This is a genomic window from Arthrobacter sp. Y3221157 (genome assembly GCF_059089865.1).
In genome coordinates this window covers 1-19266 of record NZ_JBNHFD010000076.1, presented here as the reverse complement: position 1 = coordinate 19266, position 19266 = coordinate 1, and the positions used below count along the sequence as shown (strand labels likewise).

At 67.8% G+C, this 19266-nt stretch carries 17 protein-coding genes and 1 pseudogene; 10 read left to right on the top strand and 8 right to left on the bottom strand.

Annotation, left to right across the window (positions count from 1 at the left end; all coding sequences use genetic code 11):
* Window positions 1-97 precede the first annotated feature (97 nt).
* Both AC5RTT_RS16050 and AC5RTT_RS16045 read left to right on the top strand, forming a co-directional pair.
* Window positions 98-832 (top strand): annotated as a pseudogene (locus AC5RTT_RS16050) (SseB family protein); the annotation flags it as partial.
* A 56-nt stretch (window positions 833-888) separates the two neighbouring features.
* Window positions 889-2190, top strand: a complete 1302-nt coding sequence (locus tag AC5RTT_RS16045) for an MFS transporter (protein WP_494146017.1) — start codon at window positions 889-891, stop codon at window positions 2188-2190.
* Window positions 2191-2347: 157 nt separating this feature from the next.
* On the opposite strand, the gene AC5RTT_RS16040 is transcribed toward AC5RTT_RS16045, so the two are convergent.
* On the bottom strand, window positions 2348-2734 hold the full coding sequence (locus tag AC5RTT_RS16040; RefSeq protein WP_009358637.1) for a DUF1844 domain-containing protein: 387 nt from the start codon (window positions 2732-2734) through the stop codon (window positions 2348-2350).
* 388 nt (window positions 2735-3122) lie between these two features.
* Between AC5RTT_RS16040 and infC the strand changes: the two genes are divergently transcribed.
* The 4 genes from infC to AC5RTT_RS16020 all read left to right on the top strand — a co-directional run bounded on the left by infC (window position 3123) and on the right by AC5RTT_RS16020 (window position 5917).
* On the top strand, window positions 3123-4124 hold the full coding sequence (gene infC, locus AC5RTT_RS16035; protein ID WP_494146016.1) for a translation initiation factor IF-3: 1002 nt from the start codon (window positions 3123-3125) through the stop codon (window positions 4122-4124).
* Window positions 4125-4244: 120 nt separating this feature from the next.
* Window positions 4245-4439 carry a 50S ribosomal protein L35 gene (gene rpmI, locus AC5RTT_RS16030; RefSeq protein WP_009358635.1) on the top strand — a complete coding sequence of 65 codons (195 nt, stop codon included), beginning with the start codon at window positions 4245-4247 and terminating at the stop codon, window positions 4437-4439.
* A 115-nt stretch (window positions 4440-4554) separates the two neighbouring features.
* Complete coding sequence (rplT, locus tag AC5RTT_RS16025; RefSeq protein WP_009358634.1) at window positions 4555-4947, top strand: 50S ribosomal protein L20; 393 nt, start codon at window positions 4555-4557, stop codon at window positions 4945-4947.
* Window positions 4948-5008: 61 nt separating this feature from the next.
* Window positions 5009-5917: a TrmH family RNA methyltransferase gene (locus AC5RTT_RS16020; RefSeq protein ID WP_494146015.1), complete on the top strand. Its 909-nt coding sequence runs from the start codon at window positions 5009-5011 to the stop codon at window positions 5915-5917.
* Window positions 5918-6030: 113 nt separating this feature from the next.
* Here AC5RTT_RS16020 and AC5RTT_RS16015 read toward each other — a convergent pair whose 3' ends face one another.
* Both AC5RTT_RS16015 and AC5RTT_RS16010 read right to left on the bottom strand, forming a co-directional pair.
* Window positions 6031-6306, bottom strand: coding sequence for a GlsB/YeaQ/YmgE family stress response membrane protein (locus AC5RTT_RS16015; RefSeq protein WP_258805493.1), 276 nt, complete (start codon window positions 6304-6306; stop codon window positions 6031-6033).
* 230 nt (window positions 6307-6536) lie between these two features.
* Window positions 6537-7745 (bottom strand): MFS transporter, encoded by a 1209-nt coding sequence (locus AC5RTT_RS16010; RefSeq protein WP_494146014.1) that lies wholly within the window; start codon window positions 7743-7745, stop codon window positions 6537-6539.
* Window positions 7746-7907: 162 nt separating this feature from the next.
* Here AC5RTT_RS16010 and AC5RTT_RS16005 point away from each other — a divergent pair, with 162 nt between their 5' ends.
* Complete coding sequence (locus AC5RTT_RS16005; RefSeq protein ID WP_494146013.1) at window positions 7908-8357, top strand: (deoxy)nucleoside triphosphate pyrophosphohydrolase; 450 nt, start codon at window positions 7908-7910, stop codon at window positions 8355-8357.
* Between the two features lie 71 nt (window positions 8358-8428).
* Here the strand turns inward: AC5RTT_RS16005 and AC5RTT_RS16000 are convergent, their stop codons facing one another.
* Genes AC5RTT_RS16000 through AC5RTT_RS15990 form a run of 3 tightly spaced genes read right to left on the bottom strand, consistent with a single transcriptional unit; the run spans window position 8429 to window position 10753 of the window.
* The gene (locus tag AC5RTT_RS16000) at window positions 8429-9535 is read right to left on the bottom strand and encodes an Rv2578c family radical SAM protein (RefSeq protein ID WP_494146012.1); all 1107 of its coding nucleotides are present in this window, start codon (window positions 9533-9535) and stop codon (window positions 8429-8431) included.
* Window positions 9536-9581: 46 nt separating this feature from the next.
* Entirely contained in the window at window positions 9582-10262 is a 681-nt protein-coding gene (locus AC5RTT_RS15995; RefSeq protein ID WP_494146011.1) for an SIMPL domain-containing protein, read from the bottom strand.
* On the bottom strand, window positions 10259-10753 hold the full coding sequence (locus AC5RTT_RS15990) for a hypothetical protein (RefSeq protein WP_494146010.1): 495 nt from the start codon (window positions 10751-10753) through the stop codon (window positions 10259-10261). Before AC5RTT_RS15990 ends, AC5RTT_RS15995 begins: the two co-directional genes overlap by 4 nt.
* Before the next feature lie 198 nt (window positions 10754-10951).
* Between AC5RTT_RS15990 and pheS the strand changes: the two genes are divergently transcribed.
* From pheS to AC5RTT_RS15975, 3 genes are all read left to right on the top strand, one after another.
* Entirely contained in the window at window positions 10952-12013 is a 1062-nt protein-coding gene (gene pheS, locus AC5RTT_RS15985; protein WP_494146009.1) for a phenylalanine--tRNA ligase subunit alpha, read from the top strand.
* A 2-nt stretch (window positions 12014-12015) separates the two neighbouring features.
* Window positions 12016-14559, top strand: a complete 2544-nt coding sequence (gene pheT, locus AC5RTT_RS15980) for a phenylalanine--tRNA ligase subunit beta (RefSeq protein ID WP_494146008.1) — start codon at window positions 12016-12018, stop codon at window positions 14557-14559.
* Window positions 14560-14624: 65 nt separating this feature from the next.
* Window positions 14625-15293, top strand: coding sequence for a 4'-phosphopantetheinyl transferase family protein (locus AC5RTT_RS15975; protein ID WP_494146007.1), 669 nt, complete (start codon window positions 14625-14627; stop codon window positions 15291-15293).
* Here the strand turns inward: AC5RTT_RS15975 and AC5RTT_RS15970 are convergent.
* Window positions 15290-16663 (bottom strand): M1 family metallopeptidase, encoded by a 1374-nt coding sequence (locus AC5RTT_RS15970; RefSeq protein WP_494146006.1) that lies wholly within the window; start codon window positions 16661-16663, stop codon window positions 15290-15292. The genes AC5RTT_RS15975 and AC5RTT_RS15970 overlap by 4 nt on opposite strands.
* A gap of 17 nt (window positions 16664-16680) precedes the next feature.
* A complete protein-coding gene (locus AC5RTT_RS15965) occupies window positions 16681-19167 on the bottom strand; it encodes a Pls/PosA family non-ribosomal peptide synthetase (RefSeq protein WP_494146005.1) in 2487 nt (828 codons plus the stop codon).
* Between the last annotated feature and the right edge of the window lie 99 nt (window positions 19168-19266).

Sequence of the window (19266 nt, the reverse complement as noted above, 5' to 3'; positions counted from 1 at the left end):
TACTCAAGCGGATCGGTGTCCGCCATCAGGTGTCCACGGACGCGGTAGGAGTGGATCAGCTGCTGGATACGGGCAACCTTGTTGATCTCGTCGGCCGAACTTCGAGGACGACGACGGAACGGCCGACGCCGGCTACCTCACCGCGGTGGCCGACCTTCGGGCAGGCACGGGCAGCGAATCGTCCGTCGTCGCCGCCCTCGCCACGGCACGCGTCTTCATCCCCATCGTGGCCCAGTTGGCCGAGGAGGAAGGGTCGTCCCATGGCCTGCAGGCCGACAAGCAGGCGGACATGGCCCTGGTTACGCTCAAAGCCGCGGACGGCAGGACCGCCATGCCCGCCTTTACGTCGGCCGCGGCGCTTTCCGCCTGGCACCCCGAGGCCCGCCCGGTTGCCGTCTATGCCGCTCGCGCGGCGCTGTCGGCAGTAGCCGAGGGCGCCGAACTCCTGGTGCTGGACCCGGGCGCCGACGTAACTTTCGTGGTCCGCCGGCCCGCAGTCTGGGCCCTTGCCCAGCAGCAGGACTGGGTTCCCTCGTACCTGGACGCTGGCCTCGCCGAAGAGATGGGACGGGCGGCAGGCAGCTTCCCTGCGGTCCGCCGGATCGAATTGCTGCCCGGCAGGGGAGTGGCGGCGCGGGCGGCTGACGGGACAGCCATTGCGGGCGGTGGAGCCGGACCCGAATTGCAGGTGGTCCTCTACCTCGAAGACGGCCTGGACGCTGCCGGCGTCCAGCAGCTGGTGGCCGGACTCCAGGCGGAGTGGTCGCGGAATGTATTGTTTGGGGAGCGCGTCGACTCAATCGAGATCAAGCTGCGGCGCGCAGCAGAGTAGCCGGCAGCCAGGCGGGATGATCCCCGGTCCGCTGCGGCAGACGTAAGGACCACCTCGTGAATTTCGCCCTCTACCGGGAGCTGCTGGCCGTCCGGCCCATCCGGAGGCTGCTCCTCGTGGGCATGATTGCCCGGATCCCCCACTCGGCGGCCGGCGTGCTGCTGACCCTCCACATCGTCCTGACGCTCGGGCAGGGGTACGCTGCCGCCGGTGCCGCGGCCGCGGTCATGACCATTGGAATCGCCCTGGGCGCCCCTTGGCGTGGCCGCAGGGTGGACACCGCCGGGCTGCGCAAAGCTCTGGTCCCGTCCGTCATCTCCGAGGCAGTGATCTGGTCCATCGTCCCGCACGTGTCCTACCAGTGGCTCCTCCCGCTGGTCTTCGTGGGCGGTCTGCTGACCCTTCCCATCTTCAGCGTGGTGCGCCAGTCCCTCGGCGTGCTGGCCGACGGCGACCAGCGGCGAACCGCCTACGCCCTTGACGCGATCACCACCGAAATGGTGTTCATGATCGGACCGGCCGCCGGTGCGGTGGTCGCCACCAGTGGCTTCACCACGGCGGGCCTGACGGTCGTGGGCCTGGCGACGTCGCTGGCGGGGCTTTTCCTGATCTGGTTCAACCCGCCCACCCGCAGCCCGGAAGAGGCACCAGTACAGAAGGAAGAGAGCGAGGCTGACCAGCGCCATGCAGCAGAGGCTGCCATGGTGGCCGCTGCCCCGGCCCACCTGCAGGAAGCGGCCGCCGGACTGGGTCCTGCCGCCTCCCGGGCGCCGTCCGGCCTCCGCGGCAAGGTCAGCCACAACTTCGCCTGGTTCACGGCAACCGTGGCGGCACTTTTCGCCGTCGCCGCGGGCGCGGGAATGGTCCTCAGCGGCACCGACGTAGGCATCGTGGCAGCCCTGGAAACGGGGGGCCGGCAGAGCGAGATCGGCATCGTCTTCCTGTTCTGGTGCGCGGCCTCGGTGGTGGGAGGGCTGCTGTACGGTGCCATGCACCGGCCGGTGCCACCGATCCTCCTGCTGCTCGGCATGGCCGCCCTCACCATCCCCATGGGGTTTGCCTCGGACACCTGGACGCTGGCACTGCTGTCCGTCCTGCCGGGACTGCTGTGCGCTCCGGTGCTGTCCGCGGCCTCGGAGAAGGTGGCGGACCTCGTCTCCGAGGAACGCCGCGGCGAGGCCATGGGCTGGTACGGCTCAGCCCTCACCGCGGGCGTCGCGCTCGGCTCGCCGCTCGCCGGGGTGTTCATCGACGTTATGGGTTCCTCCGGCGGCTTCGTGTCCGTGGGAGTCGCCGGCGTGGTCCTCTGCCTGGTGGGCCTGGTCCTCCAGCTGCGCCGCCGGAAGGCTGCGGCCTGAGTCGCCCCCCTATTTCTCCCCCCGAATATTTGTCCAAATATGGTGATTTCCGGGGCCTGCAGGTCGACTTATCTGGACAAAAACTGCAAGGAACGACGACGGCGGGCCGACCCCGAAAGGTCGGCCCGCCGTCGCGGTTTGCCGGGAGTGTGCTGCCTTAGTTGACGGCCCCCGTGTACTTCTCGCCCGGACCCTTGCCCGGAGCATCAGGGATCAGGGACTCTTCGCGGAAAGCAAGCTGGAGCGAGCGCAGCCCGTCGCGCAAGGGTCCTGCGTGCTGCGAACCGATCTCCGGTGCAGCGGCAGTCACCAGGCCCGCCAGGGCAGTGATCAGCTTGCGCGCCTCGTCCAGGTCCTTCAGCTCCGCGGCGTTTTCCTCGGCGGCAAGGCCAAGCTTGACCGCGGCGGCGCTCATCAGGTGGACGGCGGCGGTGGTGATGACCTCGATGGCCGGCACTTCGGAAATATCCCGGATCTGTTGGGAGACATCGGCGCCGGAGCCGGCGGAGTCGAAAACGTATGAATTACTGTCTGGCGTGCTCATACTGGTAAGCTTGACACAGACCAACTGGATGTCGTTATTTCAAAGACCAGGTTCCCACGGGCGCTTTCCGGCGCTGACGGGAATTTTTTCTGTAGAATGGCATGCAGTTTGCAAGCGGAGTTCTCTCCCACCCGCGTCAGCCGCTGTTCCAAAGGTTCACCAGAACACTTCCGGAACTCAAGGTTGCCGGGTACTGGTTGGGCATGGCCCGGTTGTACGCCGGAACCATGCATGCGGTCCCCTTGTGGGGCTTGCGTGTACCAGCCGCCAAGAGGCCTTCGATTGCTCCGGCAATTGGGGGCCTTCTCTATTTGCCGGATTCCACAACAAAAACAGGAGCTTTAACATTAGCGAGCCAAGAATCAATGAGCGTATCCGCGTCCCCGAGGTGCGGCTGGTCGGCCCTGCAGGTGAACAGGTAGGCATCGTCCGTATCGAGGATGCCCTGCGTCTGGCTGCCGAGTCCGACCTTGATCTCGTTGAAGTTGCACCTCAGGCGAAGCCTCCGGTGTGCAAGCTGATGGACTTCGGCAAGTACAAGTACGAGGCCGCAGTCAAGGCACGTGAAGCCCGGAAGAACCAGACGAACACCGTTCTGAAGGAAATCCGTTTCCGCCTGAAGATCGACACCCACGACTACGAGACCAAGCGCGGACACGCACTGCGCTTCCTTGGTGCCGGGGACAAGGTCAAAGCCATGATTCAGTTCCGTGGCCGCGAGCAGCAGCGCCCGGAAATGGGTATCCGCCTGCTCCAGCGCTTCGCTGACGACGTCGCCGAGGTCGGCGTAGTCGAGTCCAGCCCCCGCATCGACGGCCGGAACATGGTCATGGTGGTCGGCCCGCTGAAGAACAAGGCTGAGGCCAAGGCCGAGGCGCGCCGCGCAACGCAGCGTGCCGAAGCGAAGGCGCAGAACGAAGCCAAGGCGGCCGGCCGGATCGACGTTTCCGGCCAGGACCAGGCACCCATGACGCAGTCACTGGCCGACCTGCTGCCTGAAGGTTTCACGACGTCGACTGAAGCGGAAGCACCCGCCGAAGCTCCGGAGCAGACGCCGGCCCCCGCCGTCGAGCCTGCAGCCGCAGCCGAAGCACCCGCGGAAACTCCGGAAGCACCCCAGGAGGAGGCTCCCAAGCAGGAGGCTCCGAAGCAGGAAGCCCCCAAGGCTGCCGTGCCGGCTCCCAAGCAGGAGGCTCCGAAGCAGGAAGCCCCCAAGGCTCCCAAGCCGGCAGCAACGGAAAAGTCCGAGGCTGCTCCGGCGGCTGCGGCTCCCAAACCGGCAGCTGTTCCTGCGCCGCCGAAGCCGGTGGCCAGGCCTGCGGCGCCGAAGCCTGCTGCACGCCCTGCCCCCAAGGCAGTGCCGAAGCCGGCTGGCAAGAAGACCACTTAGTTCACAGCTGCCGTAGGTCCCGCCCGACGGCAGACAGCAACCAGCATGCCGCCCTTCACAGGGCGGCTGCGTGATAGAGCTGCAGGCATAGCCTGCGGAAACGTAAGGAGATCGGTTCCCATGCCGAAGATGAAGACCCACAGTGGTGCTAAGAAGCGCTTCAAGCTGACCGGCAGCGGCAAGCTGCGCCGCCAGCAGGCTAACCGCCGCCACTACCTGGAGCACAAGTCCAGCCGTCTGACCCGCCGCCTTGCCGGCGACAAGATCGTCTTCAAGGGCGACGCCAAGGTCATCCGGAAGATGCTCGGCATCTAATTTCCAAGTTCTTTGGCTGGCACTGACTGGTGCCGGCCACCTGTAAAAAAGCCTTCTCAGGCCGCCGGAACTCCGGCAGTAGATGCTTGGGATCAGATTTTGAAGGAGTACGCACGTGGCACGTGTGAAGAGGGCGGTAAACGCCCACAAGAAGCGCCGGGTTGTCCTTGAACGGGCGAAGGGCTACCGCGGACAGCGGTCGCGCCTCTACCGCAAGGCCAAAGAGCAGCTGCTGCACTCGTTTGTGTACAGCTACGGCGACCGCAAGAAGAAGAAGGGCGACTTCCGCCGCCTCTGGATCCAGCGCATCAACGCTGCCTCCCGTGCGAACGGCCTGACCTACAACCGCCTCATCCAGGGCCTGAAGGCTGCTGAGGTTGAGGTTGACCGCCGCATGCTCGCAGAGCTGGCTGTCTCCGACGCCAACGCTTTCGCTGCGCTGGTCCAGGTCGCCAAGGACTCGCTGCCGGCCGACACCTCCGCCAAGAAGGTTGTTGCCGCCAAGTAGCACCCGGCCCCGCCCCAGGGGCAGTTCAGGAACCGGTGGCAGCAGCCACTAGAGTTCTTCTATGAACAAAACCGGGCGCCCGCAAGACTTTCCACTGTCCAATCCCCGAGCTGATCGGGTCAGGGACGTGGCAAAGCTTGCAGGGCGCCCGGCCCGTTTAAAGCGTGGGCACTTCCTGGCCGAGGGGCCGCAGGCCGTGCGGGAGGCGTTGAAGCTGCACCAGGAGCGCCTGGCGGCAGGAGCCCCCGGCGTGGTCTCCGAGGTGTTCGCCAGCGAGGCATGCCTGGACCGCTTTCCGGAATTCGAGGAGCTGGCTGCGGGAACCAACGCCCGTCTCGCCACGGACGAGGTCCTTGCCGCGATGGCGGACACTGTCAACCCGCAGGGTATTATCGCCGTGTGCCGCTTCCTGGACATGGCACTGGAAGAAGTACTCGACGCGGGGCCCCGCCTGATCGCCGTGCTCTGCCAGGTCCGCGACCCGGGGAACGCCGGAACGGTCCTGCGGGCGGCCGACTCGGCCGGGGCCGACGCGGTTGTCCTCACCGCTTCCAGCGTGGACATCTACAACCCCAAGGCCGTCCGCTCGACAGCCGGTTCCCTGTTCCACCTGCCGGTGGTTCTGGGGGCGGATGCTGCAGCAGTTGCTGCGGCCTGCAAGGCCAGGGGAATCGGCATCCTGGCTGCTGACGGCTATGGCACCCTGAACCTGGACGCGTTGCAGGACGAGAACGCCAGGCGCAGGCTTACCGGTGCCGGTCCGGAATCCGCGTACGACCTTGCTGCACCCACCGCCTGGTTGTTCGGCAACGAAGCGCAGGGACTCTCCCCGGACGAGCTGGCACTGGCCGACCACCGGGTTGCCGTTCCCGTTTACGGTGCTGCCGAAAGCCTCAACCTGGGCACCGCCGCCACAGTGTGCCTCTACGCAAGTGCGCGTTCACAGCAGCCAGCCGCAGTCACCACCTGACGTTCGGGGTCCCCATCTGATCCCGGTGCTTTGGGGGGCATGCCGGGCACAAGTAAAGGCCCCGGAAACGTCCGGGGCCGTTGGTGCCAATGAACTTCACTTGACGGGACGCATCAGGGTGCGCGGGTGGCCTTCCCGCGTCCGGTGATGGCCCCGTAGATGCCGGCAACAACTAGGCCGCCGACGATAGCGAGAATCCAGGTGCCGAGGTCAAAGAAGGCCAGATCGCCCCGGTTGAACACGAGGCTGCCGATCCAGCCGCCAACGATGGCGCCCACAACGCCCAGTACCAGGCTGGTGACCCAACCGCCGCCGACCCGTCCGGGCATGACCGCCTTGACGATGGCACCTACGATGAGGCCGAGAATAATCCAAGCAAGAAAACCCATGTCTCCTCCTTACGGTTACCGGGATTTAATCGTCCCGATGAGCCTCAAGCTAACATAACGGCCCCTTGATGTCAGCAGGATTAGGGCCACTTCCGGCGCCCGCCTGAATCTGCCCTACGTGTACCGGGAGTCCAGTGGAGCCCGTTCATGGGGCACACTGTGGAGGCTGTTTCGTGACCTTGCCAGTGGGCCAGGATTGTTGGGAGTTCCCTTTCGGTTACGGCCCGGGCTCAGGCAGCTAAGGACTTCCGCCGTTCCAGCACGCCGCTGAGAATGGCGACGCCGAATCCCAGGATGGCGAGGACGGCACCAACCAGGGCCGGGGCCACGTAACCCCAGCCCAGCGCGATGACCAGTCCGCCAAGGAAGGCACCCAGGGCATTGGCGACGTTCAGGGCCGCGTGGTTCAGGGACGACGCCAGCGAGGGGGCATCCGGGGATGCGTCCAGCAGCCGGGTCTGCAGGGCGGGGATCAGCATGGACCCGGACGCACCCACCACGAACACCATGGCAAAGGCCGACCAAGGCCAGTGCGCGGCAACCGCATAGACCACCAGTGCCACCGAAATGGCGGGCAGCACCTTGTAGAGGGTGCCCATGACCGACTTGTCAGCGATCCGCCCGCCCACGATGTTTCCAGCCACCATGCCAAGCCCGTAGAGCGCCACCACCAGGGGAATCAGGGAGGACGGGATCCCGGCAACCAGGGTCATGGTGTGCGCGATGTACGTGTAGGTGGCAAAGAAGCCGCCGAATCCGACCACGCCGATCAGGATGGCCAGCCACACCTGGAGCCGCTTCAGCGCACCGAGTTCCCGGATGATGCTCGCGTCGGGGTGGGCGGCCTGGAACGGGACGAAGCGCCACACCAGGGCCAACGTCAGCAGCCCGATGAAGCCCACCAGGACAAAGAGCAGCCGCCAGCCGTAGGTCTGGCCCAGCCAGGTGGCGAACGGCACGCCAACCACGTTGGAAATGCTGAGCCCCGCCATCACCATGGAGATGGCCCAGCCGCGCCTGGTGGGCGGAACCAGGGAGGCGGCGATGACCGCCGCCACGCCGAAAAAGGCGCCGTGGGGCAGGCCGGCAGCGAAGCGGGACACCAGCATGGTCCCGTAGTCCGGTGCCAGGAAGGAGGTCAGGTTTGCCACGGTGAAGAACAGCATCAGGCCGAGGGCAAGATGCTTGCGCGGCAGTCTGGCACCCACGGCGGCGAGCAGGGGCGCCCCCACCACCACGCCCAGGGCGTAGGCGGAGATGAGGTGCCCGGCCTCGGGGGTGCTGATGCCCAGGCCCTGTTCCACTTCCTTCAGCAGGCCCATCATGGTGAATTCGGTGACGCCGATGCCCACGCCGCCCATGGCAAGGGCAATGATGGCCATGGCCAGGTTGGGGGAGGTGGTGGGGGCTGCCGTGGACGTGGAGAGGGCGCTGCTCATATGCCTGCTTTTCGAAAGGGGTTGCTCGGAACTGGTGCTGCCACGGCGGTGGGGCGGGAAGGACGGGGTCCGAAGGCGGAAACCCTGGAGGGGGAAGCTGTATTCCCCGTCCCGGCAGGGAGGGACTCCGGGTGCTCCCATTGTCCCCCATAGAATGGGGCGGTGACTGAACTGATACGGGTTGTGGGCGGAGCCATCGTGGACAGCCTGGCTGAACCGGCGATGCTGCTGGTGGCACGGCGAAGCGCGCCCGAAAGCCTTGCGGGCATGTGGGAGTTCCCCGGCGGCAAGGTGGAGCCGGGCGAGGACGCCGAGCCGGCACTCGTGCGGGAACTGCTCGAGGAGCTGGGCGTGGGAGTCAGGCTGGGTAACGAGTTGCCCGCCGCAGATGCCGGCGGCTGGCCGCTGAATGAGCGCGCCGCGATGCGGGTGTGGTTCGCGGAGGTCACCCGTGGAGAACCCCGGCCCCTGGAAGACCACGACGAACTTCGCTGGGTACCGCTTGCCGATCCTGCCGCCGTGCTTGGCCTGCCTTGGATCCCCGCGGACTTCCCGATTGTCCTTGCGCTGCTCGACACGGTGTCACTGCCTGCCGGCGGGACCCGGAACTAGCACGGGCACACTCTGGGCCGCCAACTTGTGCAACACCGGGAAACGCGGTGCACCCCGGGGATTGGGCAGGCCTAGAAAAGGGTTGGCTGCCCGGCCTGGCCGCCGGGCCGGGCGGGTCCCGGCGCCGGGCTTCCTGAAGCTTCCGGAATGATGCCTGCCGGATACTCCGCTTCCTCTCCACGGGGATCGTCCAGGTCCCGGTGGCTGAATCCGGAGGAATGCGTGAACCCGTGCCTGGCCTTGAAATAGCGGACCTTTGCGGCAAGCCAGCCCCGGTACTCCTTGGAGGCATAGGATCCGGCGCCGTACAGCTGACGGTAGCGGGCCACCAGTTCGGGATGGTTTGCGGCAAGCCACTTCAGGAACCATTCGCGGGTACCGGGCTTCAAGTACAGGGCTCCGGCCGTCACGCCCGTTGCGCCTGCCGCCGCAAGCGAGGCGAAGAGCGCGTCCAGCGCTTCGTCGCTGTCCGAAAGCCAGGGAAGGATAGGCATGGCCATCACCCCGCAGGGGAGGCCGGCCTCGCGAAGCCGGCTCACCAGCTTGAGCCGTGCACGCGGCCCCGGGGTTCCCGGCTCGATCGCTTCGGAAAGGGCCTCGTTGGTCATGGCCAGCGATATTCCGAGCCCCACCGGAACCTGGGTGGCGGCACTTTTCAGCAGCGGAATATCCCGCGCCAGCAACGTGCCCTTTGTGAGGACGGACAGGGGAGTGCCTGAATCGGCAAGTGCGGAGATGATGCCGGGCAGGAGCTTGTACCGTCCCTCGGCCCGCTGGTAGGGGTCCGTGTTGGTGCCCAGCGCCACCTGCTGCCGTGTCCACGACGGTTTGGCCAGTTCCTTGCGAAGGACCTCAGCCGCGTTCACCTTGACCACCACCTGGCTGTCAAAGTCCAGGCCGGCGTCGAAGTCCAGGTAGGTGTGGCTCTTGCGCGCGAAGCAGTAGACGCACGCATGGCTGCAGCCGCGGTAAGGGTTTACCGTCCATTCAAATGGCATGCGTGAACCTGCCGGAACCCTGTTGAGCACCGATTTTGCAGTGACCTCATGGAAGGTGATCCCGGCGAATTCCGGGGTGGTGACCGAGCGGACCAGCCCCGCCAGCGGGAGGAGGGCGGGACCCGGACCGCTCGCTTCCGCGTCCGGGGCCGGAACCAGTGCTTGGGCGTCCCATCTCATAGCCCCATTCGAAAACATGTTCGAATAAATGTCAAGGCCGTCGGATCTAGGCGGGCGGCAAACTTTCGAGTTCCCAGGCCACCGTTACCGCCGTTTCCAGCCAGTTTGTCCCGGGCTCCACCGCGATGGCCTCGGCCGCGCTGGCGCGCTGGAAGCCTGCCAGGGGAACCGGTACCTGTCCGGCGGCGTGTTCGGTCACCGACAGCACACGGCCCAGACTGGCCGAGGCCAGGCCGGCGAATTGGCGCGCAGCCCGCAGCGCGTCTTCCCAGGCGGCCGCCCGGGCGCGCTCCCTGGCCGCCGAATCATCGGCAAGGGTGAGTTGAAGGTTGTTGAGGCGTACGTCGTTGCCGCCGGCCCTGACAGCTTCGGCGATGAGCGCGGACACGGCGGCGGCATCCCGCAGCCGGACAGCAAGCGAGCTGGAGGCCACATAGCCTGTCACCTGCTGCCCTTCGCCCTCGCGCCACACGTAGTCCGCACGCACATTCAGGCCGGTGGTTTGGATGTCCGCCGCCGCCACGCCCCGGGCGCGCAGGGCTTCGGTAACCGACGCCAGGGCTTCGCCCGCACCGGAATAGGCGGCGTCGACGGAAGCGGCCCGGGTTTCCACGCCCAGGGTAACGAGCGTCAGGTCAGGGGCTGCTTCCGCCCGCCCGGTTCCTGTCACTGTGACAGTGCCGGCAGGGCCCTTCTGTTCCAGGCTGTCCGCGGCGCCCACGGTCACGCCCCTGCTTCCCGGCGGTCCGCGGTTCTGCGCTGCACACCGGGCCGGGTGGAGGCGCGGGAAGGATAGCCTCCGGCGGCCAGTCCGGCGTGCCGCTCGAAGAGGTTCGCGGTCCCCGGATTCCCGGTCCGCAGGACGGACCAGCCCGCGGCCAGAAGATACAGGGGAAGGAAAGGAACGCCACCGCACCAGGCGTACTGCGTGCAGTGCCGCTCCTCGTGGCCAAGCAACCCGGGCATGGACAGCAGGTCCTCCGCCGGGCCGCGGCACAGCACCACGTTGCCAAGGGTGAAGGCGCGGGCGAAGGGCAGGCGCCAACGGTATCCGCCGGCCAGCACCAGTCCGCGCGGTCCGGCGACAGGCCGTGTACGCGCAACGGCGGCAACCGCGAGTCCCAGCACGGTGCTGCCGTTGGCCAGGTTGACTGCCCGCCGCAGCCGCTGGGCAGCGGTCAGGGGCGGTAGGGATCCCGGGCGCCGCCGCAGTGTCATGAGGCCATGGTAGCCGGAGCGTTCAATTAGACTGGAGGGCAGTGCCTGCCGGTTTTTCCGGCGGGCCCTGACCTGGTCATTGAATGAACTGAATTTGAGGGCATTCATCCATGACCTGCCAGTGACGGACGCGCCGCCGGGAAACCGGGCAGGGTGCTCTGCTCGCCGGCAGCCACGACTCGTAGCTAAGAACAGTAGATGACTGAAACTTTGCCGGGCGCCGCTGCACCGAACCCCACGGATGAAGCCGCCATCAACGCCGCTGTAGACCAGGCCATCACCGCCATTGCCGGTGCGGCCACCCTTGACGAGCTGAAGGCGGTGAGGCTCGCGCACGCGGGGGAGAAGTCCCCGCTCAGCCTTGCCAACCGTGAGATCGGCAAGCTGCCGAAAGACCAGAAGGCGCTCGCCGGTAAATTGATGGGCGCGTCCCGCGGACGGGTCAACAAGGCGCTCGCCGACCGCACGGCCGTGCTGGAAGCGGAAAACGATGCCCGGATCCTCCTCGAGGAGACCGTGGACGTCACGGCCGCTCCGCGCCGCCGTCGCGCCGGGGCCCGGCACCCGCTCTCCACGCTTCAGGACCGCGTGGCGGACATCTTCGTGGGCATGGGCTGGGAAATCGCCGAGGGCCCGGAAGTCGAGTCGGAATGGTTCAACTTCGATGCCCTGAACTTCAAGCCGGACCACCCGGCGCGCGAAATGCAGGACACCTTCTTCGTGGAGCCCCCCGAAGCCCACCTCCTGATGCGCACGCACACCTCGCCGGTACAGGTGCGCTCCATGCTGGAGCGCGAGGTGCCCATCTATGTGCTCTGCCCGGGCAAGGTATTCCGGACCGACGAACTGGATGCCACCCACACCCCGGTGTTCCACCAGTTCGAGGGCCTGGCGATCGACAGGAACCTCAGCATGGCCGACCTCCGCGGCACGCTGGAGCACTTCGCCCGCCAGATGTTCGGTGACGAGGCCCAGATCCGGCTCCGTCCCAACTACTTCCCGTTCACCGAGCCGTCCGCCGAGCTGGACATCTTCCACCCCGGCGCCAAGGGTGGCCCGCGCTGGATCGAATGGGGCGGCTGCGGCATGGTCAACCCCAACGTGCTCCGCGCCGCGGGCATCGACCCGGACGTCTATTCAGGTTTTGCCTTCGGCATGGGCATCGAGCGCACCCTCATGTTCCGCAACGAGGTGGGCGACATGCGCGACATGATCGAAGGCGATGTACGTTTCAGCGAGCACTTCGGGATGGAGATCTAACAGTGCGTATCCCACTTTCCTGGCTGCGTGAATTCGCAGAGGTACCGGCCGGAGCAACGGCCGAAGACGTCATGGCCGAGCTGGTAAAGGTCGGGTTCGAAGAAGAGGACGTGCACCGTCCCACCGATGCCCTGCAGGGCCCCATCGTGGTGGGCCAGGTCCTGAGCCTGGTCAAGGAACCGCAGACCAACGGCAAGACCATCAACTGGTGCCAGGTCCGGGTTGTCCCGGAAGGGCAGGAGCAGAAGCTCACCGGCAAGGGCATCGACCCGTCCGGCGTGCAGGGGATCATCTGCGGCGCCCACAACTTCGTTGAAGGCGACAAGGTTGTGGTCACCCTTCCAGGCGCCGTGCTGCCCGGCAACTTCCAGATCTCCGCCCGGAAGACCTACGGGCACCTGTCCGCCGGCATGATTGCCTCGGTGCGGGAACTGGGCATCGGCGAGGACCACGACGGCATCCTGGTGCTGTCCCGCATCGGCCTGGACCCCGAGGTCGGCACCGACGCCATGGAGCTCCTGGGCCTCTACGACCAGGCCGCCGAAATCAACGTCACCCCGGACCGCGGCTACGCCTTCTCCATCCGGGGCGTCGCCCGCGAGTACGCGCACGCCACCGGCACCGCCTTTGCCGATCCTGCGGCGAAGGTCCACGTCCCGGCGGAGCTCTCCGGCGGCTACGGCGTCAAACTCAACGACGACGCGCCCATCTACGGCAAGCCCGGCTGCGACCGCTTCGTGGCACGCACCGTCCGCGGCGTGGATGCCACCCGCCCCACCCCGCCGTGGATGGTGTCCCGGCTGCGGCTGGCCGGCATCCGCTCCATTTCGCTGCCGGTAGACATCTCCAACTACGTCATGCTCGAACTGGGCCAGCCCACGCACTGCTACGACCTGGACAAGCTCTCCGGGGACATCGTGGTACGGCGCGCCGCCGCCGGCGAAAAGATCACCACCCTGGATGACAAGGAGCGCACCCTCGACGCCGAGGACCTGCTCATCACCGACGACTCGGGTGCCATCGGGATCGCCGGCGTGATGGGCGGGGCGGCAACCGAGGTGGGCGATTCGACGTCGAACATCCTGGTGGAGGCCGCGCACTTCGACGAGGTGTCCATCTCCCGGTCCCGGCGCCGCCACAAGCTGCCGTCCGAAGCGTCCAAGCGGTTCGAGCGCGGCGTCGACTGGCAGGTGGCCGGCGTGGCCGCCCAGCGTGTGGTGGACCTGCTGGTGGAACTTGCCGGCGGCATGGCGGACACGACCGGCACCGATGTTGGCACCGCCCCGGACACGGTGACCATCGAGCTGCCGGCAGGCTTTGCCGCAGCGCGGGTCGGCATCGACTTCACCGAGGAACAGATCGTCACGTCGCTGGAGGACCTGGGCGCGGCCGTCGTGAAGAACGACGGCGGCTGGACCGTGACTGCCCCGAGCTGGCGCCACGACCTGGAGACCAAGGAAGACCTTTCCGAGGAGATTGCCCGGCTGGTGGGTTACGACAAGATCCCCGCCACCCTGCCCGTGGCCCCTCCGGGCCGCGGCCTGACCCGGGTGCAGCAGCAGCGCCGCCGCCTGATCCAGGCGCTGGCAGACGCCGGGCTCACCGAGGTGCTGTCCTACCCGTTCGTCTCCAAGGCAGCCAACGACACTTTCGGTGTGGCCGAGGAAGGTGCTGCCCGCAGCGCCGTAAAGCTGGCCAACCCGATCAGCGAGGAGCAGGGCTACCTGCGCACCTCCATCCTGCCGGGACTGATCGAGGTGGCCAAGCGCAACCATTCGCGCGGCTTCCGGGACCTGGCGTTGTTCGAGTCCGGCCTGGTCTTCCTGCCAGGCGGGACGGTGGGCACACCCTCCATCCCGCCGCTGGGTGCCAAGCCCGCCGATGAGGTGCTGGATGCGCTGTACGACGGCGTTCCGGCCCAGCCGTTCCACGTCGCCGCGGTCCTCACCGGGCACGATTCGCCGGCAGCAGCCGCCCACGCACCCCGGGCCTGGGACTGGGCGGATGCGCTGGACGTCGCCCGCCTGGCCGGTGACGTGCTCGGCGTCGAGCTGGTGGTGACGCAGGGCAGCCACCAGGCGTTCCACCCGGGTCGTGCTGCACGGCTGTCGCTGCGCAGCGGCGAAGTGGTGGGCTACGCGGGCGAGCTGCACCCCAAGCTGCTTGCTGCCGCGGACATGCCCGCGCGGTCCGTGGCCCTGGAACTCAACGCCGACGCGCTGTTCGAGGCCGCGCCGGATGTCATTGTTGCCCGCCACATCTCCCCGTTCCCGGTGGCCACCCAGGACGTGGCGCTCGTGGTGCCCGCCGATGTCCCCGCGGACGACGTGCTGGCTGCGCTCCGCGAGGGAGCCGGCGAACTGCTGGAGGACGTTGCACTCTTTGACGTCTATGCAGGCAAGGGGATCGAGGACGGCAAGAAGTCGCTGGCCTTCGGGCTGCGCTTCCGCGCCGCGGACCGGACGCTGACGGCCGACGAAGCGTCGGCTGCGCGCGAAAGTGCAGTGGCCCTCGCCGCGGAACAGTTCGGGGCAGTGCAGCGCTAGCGGCGGCCAGGGCAGTCTCCCAGCAGGGCAGCCTTGCACGGGCGGCTTTTCAGGGGCGGGGCGGCATGGCGCCGGATCTAGTGGTGCGTGCCGTCCCGCCCTTTGCTGTGCCCGGGGAAACCGAACGGGTCCGACGGGACGCCGAAGCGGTCCTGGATGGCCCTGAGCTGGCGCGCGCCCGGGCCATGGAACCGGAGGCGCGGGACCGGTTCCTGGCCGGGCGGCTTGAGCAGCGGGTGTTCGTGGCCGGTCTCCTGGGGGTGGGCCCCGAACGCCTGGCCGCCAGTTACAGCTGTCCTGCCTGCGGCACTGGACCGGACGTCAACCACGGGCGGCCGGGCTACCTGCTTGACGGCGTTCCGCCACCTGTGGCGTTCAGCGCCTCCCGGGCGGCCGGGTGGACCCTGCTCGCTGCCATAATCGATGCTGGGCCCGGATTCCGGCTGGGCGTGGATATTGAGGATCCCGCACGGACCCGCTTTGCCGGCTTTGTGGCGCTGGCGCTTACCCCCGCCGAGCAGTGGGCAGTGAGGCACCTTTCCGGAAGTGCCCTGCTCACGGAGCGGGCCCGCCTGTGGGCGCGCAAGGAAGCCTGGCTGAAAATGACCGGGGAAGGACTGCGGAGGGCGCCGTCCGAGGTGGATGTCCTGGCGCGTGCCGGGGTTCGGGACCTGCCCTGCGCTGAAACCGGCCTGCCTGCGAGCCTGGCGGCCGCCGTCGCACTGTCAGGCTAGGAAACCCTGGCCAGCGGCAGCGGCGGCAGTGGTTCCTCGTAGAGCCACGGGTGCAGCAGCGCCTCGGCGTCGATTGCCGTGGCCCGGTTGACCGCAAGGATGAAGTCGGGCGTGCCAACCGAACCGTACCGGTGCGCAGCGGTCCATTCCTGCAGCAGGGCAAAGAACGCGAGGTCCCCGCACGCCATCCTGACGGCGTGCACTGCCAGCGCCCCCCGCTTGTACACCCGGTCATCGAACATGTGCTCCGGGCCCGGATCACCCACCAGAATGTCCTGCGCGTCCGCCCGCAGCCGATGCCAGGCGGCTTCAGCCCGCGCAGCCACCGGCATGATGCCCGCTTCCTCCGACCAGATCCACTCGGCATAGCAGGCAAAGCCCTCGTGCAGCCAGATGTCCTGCCAGGTTGCTGCCGTCAGCGAGTTTCCAAACCACTGGTGCGAGAGTTCGTGCGCAATCAGCCTCTGCGACTCCCAGTCAGGGTCCAGGTGGTTCGGGCCCAGGATGGACAGGCCCTGCGCCTCCAGCGGGATTTCCAGTTCGTCCTCCGTCACCACCACGGTGTAGCCGGGGAACGGGTAGGGGCCGAAGCAACGGGCAAAGGAACGCATCATGGCCGGCTGCAGGGCAAGTCCGGCCCGTGCCTTTTCTGCGAGGGCCGGGGCAACGGCCACGAGTTGCGGCACGGTGGAACCGCCCCGGCCCGGGTCCAGTTCGAGCAGCCCGTACCGGCCGATCTGCACGGTGGCAAGGTAGCTGGCCATCGGCTCCGCCTGCTCGTAGACCCAGGTCTCGCGGCTGGAGCGCGTGGTCCGGGACTGGAAGACGCCGTTGCAGACCGCCCGGTAATTCGCGTCCGTAGTGACCGTGAACCGGTAACTGGCCTTGTTCCGGGGGTGGTCGTTGCAGGGGAACCAGGAGGGAGCTCCGTTGGGCTGGCCCGCCACGAGGACGCCGTCGGACAGCTCCTCCCAGCCCACCTCGCCCCAGAATCCCCGCCGGGGTGCCGGGTTGCCCTCGTAGCGGATATCCAGCGTGAAGCGCTGCCCGGGCCGCAGGCCGGCTTGCCCGGCCACCACCAGCTGGCCGGCGCGCTGGCTGAAGCGCCCCGCCTTCCGCCCGTCCAGCTGTACCTTGATGGCACGCAGGTTGCCGGCCAGGTCCAGGACAATGGCCGACGCCGGCGCCTGGACAACGCCGTACAGCACCGCCCTGCCGCTGAGCCGGTTGCTGCTGACTTTGTAGTCAAGCTCCAGTTCGTAGCGTTCAACCCGGTAGGCGTTGCTTCCCGCCCCGGGCAGGTAGGGGTCGGGAACCGCGGGAAGGGTCGCTGCCGGGACACTTCCGCCGGCTCCTGCTGGAAAACTCATCAATACCTTTGGGTTGTTCAAAGCTGTGCGGGACCGCTCCAGGGACTGACCGGGTTGCCCATCCAGTACGTCCCGGCCGGTACTGTTTCGCCACGCATCACCAGCGATGCCGGGCCCACAGTGCCGCCGGCCCCAATAGCGGCTTGCGGAAGGATCACCCCGTGCGGGCCCATGGTTGCCCCGTCCTCGAGCGTAACAGCGTCCATGCTCATCACGCGGTCGTGGAAGAGGTGGGTCTGCACCACGCAGCCACGGTTGACGGTGGCGTTCCGGCCGAGGGTCACCAGGTCGGCTTCCGGCAGCCAGTAGCTTTCGCACCAGGTGCCCGCGCCGATTTTGGCGCCAAGGGCACGCAACCACCAGACCAGTGCGGGGGTACCCGTGGCGGCGCGGGCGAACCACGGCGCGCTGACCATTTCGATGAAGGTGTCCACCACCTCGTTGCGCCAGATGAAGGAACTCCACAGCGGGTGTTCGCCGGCCTGGATCCGGCCCACCAGTACCCACTTGGCAAGGACGGACGCCCCGGCCGCCACCGCACCGGCCAGGAGCATGACCACGCCGCTGAGGAGGGCGGCCACCCCGTAGTTGAACGCCGCGGCCAGCTGGTCAAAGGCCAGCATAACGCCGGCGGCAATCGCTACCGAGAGCATCACCGGGACAAACCTGCAGAGCTCCCACAGTGCGCGCGCCACCTTCAGCCGGAGCGGCGGCTGGTACGTGCGGGTATCGTCCGAGGCGATGGCGGTGCGGCGCAGCCGGACCGGAGGGCTGCCCAGCCATGATGTGCCGGACTTTGCCTTTGCCGGGGTGGCGGACAGGACCGCCACCAGCGAGTTCTTGGGCACGCTCCGCCCGGCAGCGGTCATACCCGAGTTGCCCAGGAAGGAGCGTTTGCCGATCTTGGCCGGCGCCACCCGCAGCCAGCCGCCGTCAAGCTCGTACGAGGCCACCATGGTGTCATCCGCCAGGAAGGCCCCCTCGCCGACGGTCGTCATCGAGGGGATCAGCAGCACCGTGGACGCTTCCACGTTCCGGCCGATCTTCGCCCCCAGCAGGCGCAGCCACACAGGGGTGAAAAGGCTGGCGTAGACGGGGAACAGCAGGTCCCGCGCCAGGTCCAGCACCCGTTCCGTGGCCCAGACCTGCCAGCCCACGCGGCTGCGGACCCGATGGTAGCCCTCGGTGAGGCCGATGCTCAGGAGCCGGGTTGTGGCCAGGACCAGCACGGCGTTGCTGAGGAACCAGGCCAGGGCGGACAGCGGCAACGCCAGGGCCAGCTGCGGCAACGCAGCCGAAAGCGATGTGCTGCCTTGGATGAACAGATACGCCACGCCCACGGCGGCGGCAGCGGAAAGATAGGGGAGAAACGCCAGGCAGGCGGATGCACCGGCGAACCCGGCGAACCACAGCCTGGCCTGAAACGGGGTCCGGGCAGGGGCATCAGGCAGTGACCGCTTGGCCTTGCCGCGCCGCTGTGCGGGGGACCCGGCCACCAGATGGCCCGCCTTCACCTTGCCCAACACTGCGGAACCGGCCTCCACCTGGGCGCCCGCTCCGATGGACGCACCGGGCATCAGGGTGCTGCGCGCGCCCACCGTGGCCCCGGCGCCGATCCGGATGGCACCAATGTGCACGTTGTCGCCGTCGATCCACCAGCCGGACAGGTCAACCTCGGGCTCGACGTTGGCGCCGCTGCCCAGGGACAGCAGGCCTGTGACGGGCGGCAGCGAGTGGAGCTGGACGTCCCTGCCGATCCGGGCTCCCAGTGCCCGGGCGTAGGAGGGGACCCACGGTGCGCTGGCCAGGCTGATGGCGCCGGACAGGTCCTGGATCTGCTCGGCCAGCCAGAGGCGCAGGTGAACCCGCCCCGAGCGCGGATAGGTTCCGGGTTTGACGCCTCGAAGCAGGAACCTGGCAGCGGCCACCGAGATCAGCATCCGGCCGGGAGGGCTGACAAAGACCAGCCAGGAAGCCGCCACCCACCACCAGGAGACCGTGGGTGCCGCAGTGAACCCGGCCAGCGCGGCAAGGATGTTGTTGCCGGCCATGAGGAAAGTCAGCCAGCGCATCCCCACCAGCACGTGCAGCGGTACGCCCATCAGGGTCTGGAAAATTTGGGACTTCCGTGCGGTGGGCCGGACCTGGCGGTCGGGTGCGGGGGCGGTAGCGCCGTCGGGAAGGGACAGCCGGGCTGCCTCCACCAGGGCGCCGATGCGGGGGGTGGCGTAGATGTCCGCCACGGTGATGGTCGGGTACCGCGTGCGCAGCGCCGATACCAGCTGGGCCGCGGAGAGCGAACCGCCGCCGTAGGCGAAGAAGTCGGCGTCCAGGGAGGTCACGGGGCTACCCAGGACGGCGCTCCACTGCTCCACGATCCAGGCAGCGTCCTCAGGCAGGTTCAGCGGCGCGGCGTCGGCCTCAGCGGCGCCCGCGCCGGGCAGGGGCCAGGGCAGGGCATGGCGGTCCACTTTGCCGCTGGTTTTGGTGGGCAGCGAGTCCACCACCGCGAGCATCGGTACCAGCGCCGCCGGCAGGGTGGCGGCGAGCTGCCCGCGGGCAGCGGCCAGGTCGAGGTCCTTCCCCCACCCCGGGGCAACCTA

Excerpts from the sequence above, each read along its gene's own strand:
- AC5RTT_RS15975 (WP_494146007.1), top strand. The coding sequence starts at position 14,625 with ATGGCGCCGGATCTAGTGGTGCGTGCCGTCCCGCCCTTTGCTGTGCCC.
- AC5RTT_RS16020 (WP_494146015.1), top strand. The coding sequence starts at position 5,009 with ATGAACAAAACCGGGCGCCCGCAAGACTTTCCACTGTCCAATCCCCGA.
- rpmI (WP_009358635.1), top strand. The coding sequence starts at position 4,245 with ATGCCGAAGATGAAGACCCACAGTGGTGCTAAGAAGCGCTTCAAGCTG.
- AC5RTT_RS16000 (WP_494146012.1), bottom strand. The coding sequence starts at position 9,535 with ATGAGATGGGACGCCCAAGCACTGGTTCCGGCCCCGGACGCGGAAGCG.
- AC5RTT_RS16015 (WP_258805493.1), bottom strand. The coding sequence starts at position 6,306 with ATGGGTTTTCTTGCTTGGATTATTCTCGGCCTCATCGTAGGTGCCATC.
- AC5RTT_RS15970 (WP_494146006.1), bottom strand. The coding sequence starts at position 16,663 with ATGAGTTTTCCAGCAGGAGCCGGCGGAAGTGTCCCGGCAGCGACCCTT.
- AC5RTT_RS16010 (WP_494146014.1), bottom strand. The coding sequence starts at position 7,745 with ATGAGCAGCGCCCTCTCCACGTCCACGGCAGCCCCCACCACCTCCCCC.
- pheS (WP_494146009.1), top strand. The coding sequence starts at position 10,952 with ATGACTGAAACTTTGCCGGGCGCCGCTGCACCGAACCCCACGGATGAA.
- AC5RTT_RS16040 (WP_009358637.1), bottom strand. The coding sequence starts at position 2,734 with ATGAGCACGCCAGACAGTAATTCATACGTTTTCGACTCCGCCGGCTCC.
- AC5RTT_RS15990 (WP_494146010.1), bottom strand. The coding sequence starts at position 10,753 with ATGACACTGCGGCGGCGCCCGGGATCCCTACCGCCCCTGACCGCTGCC.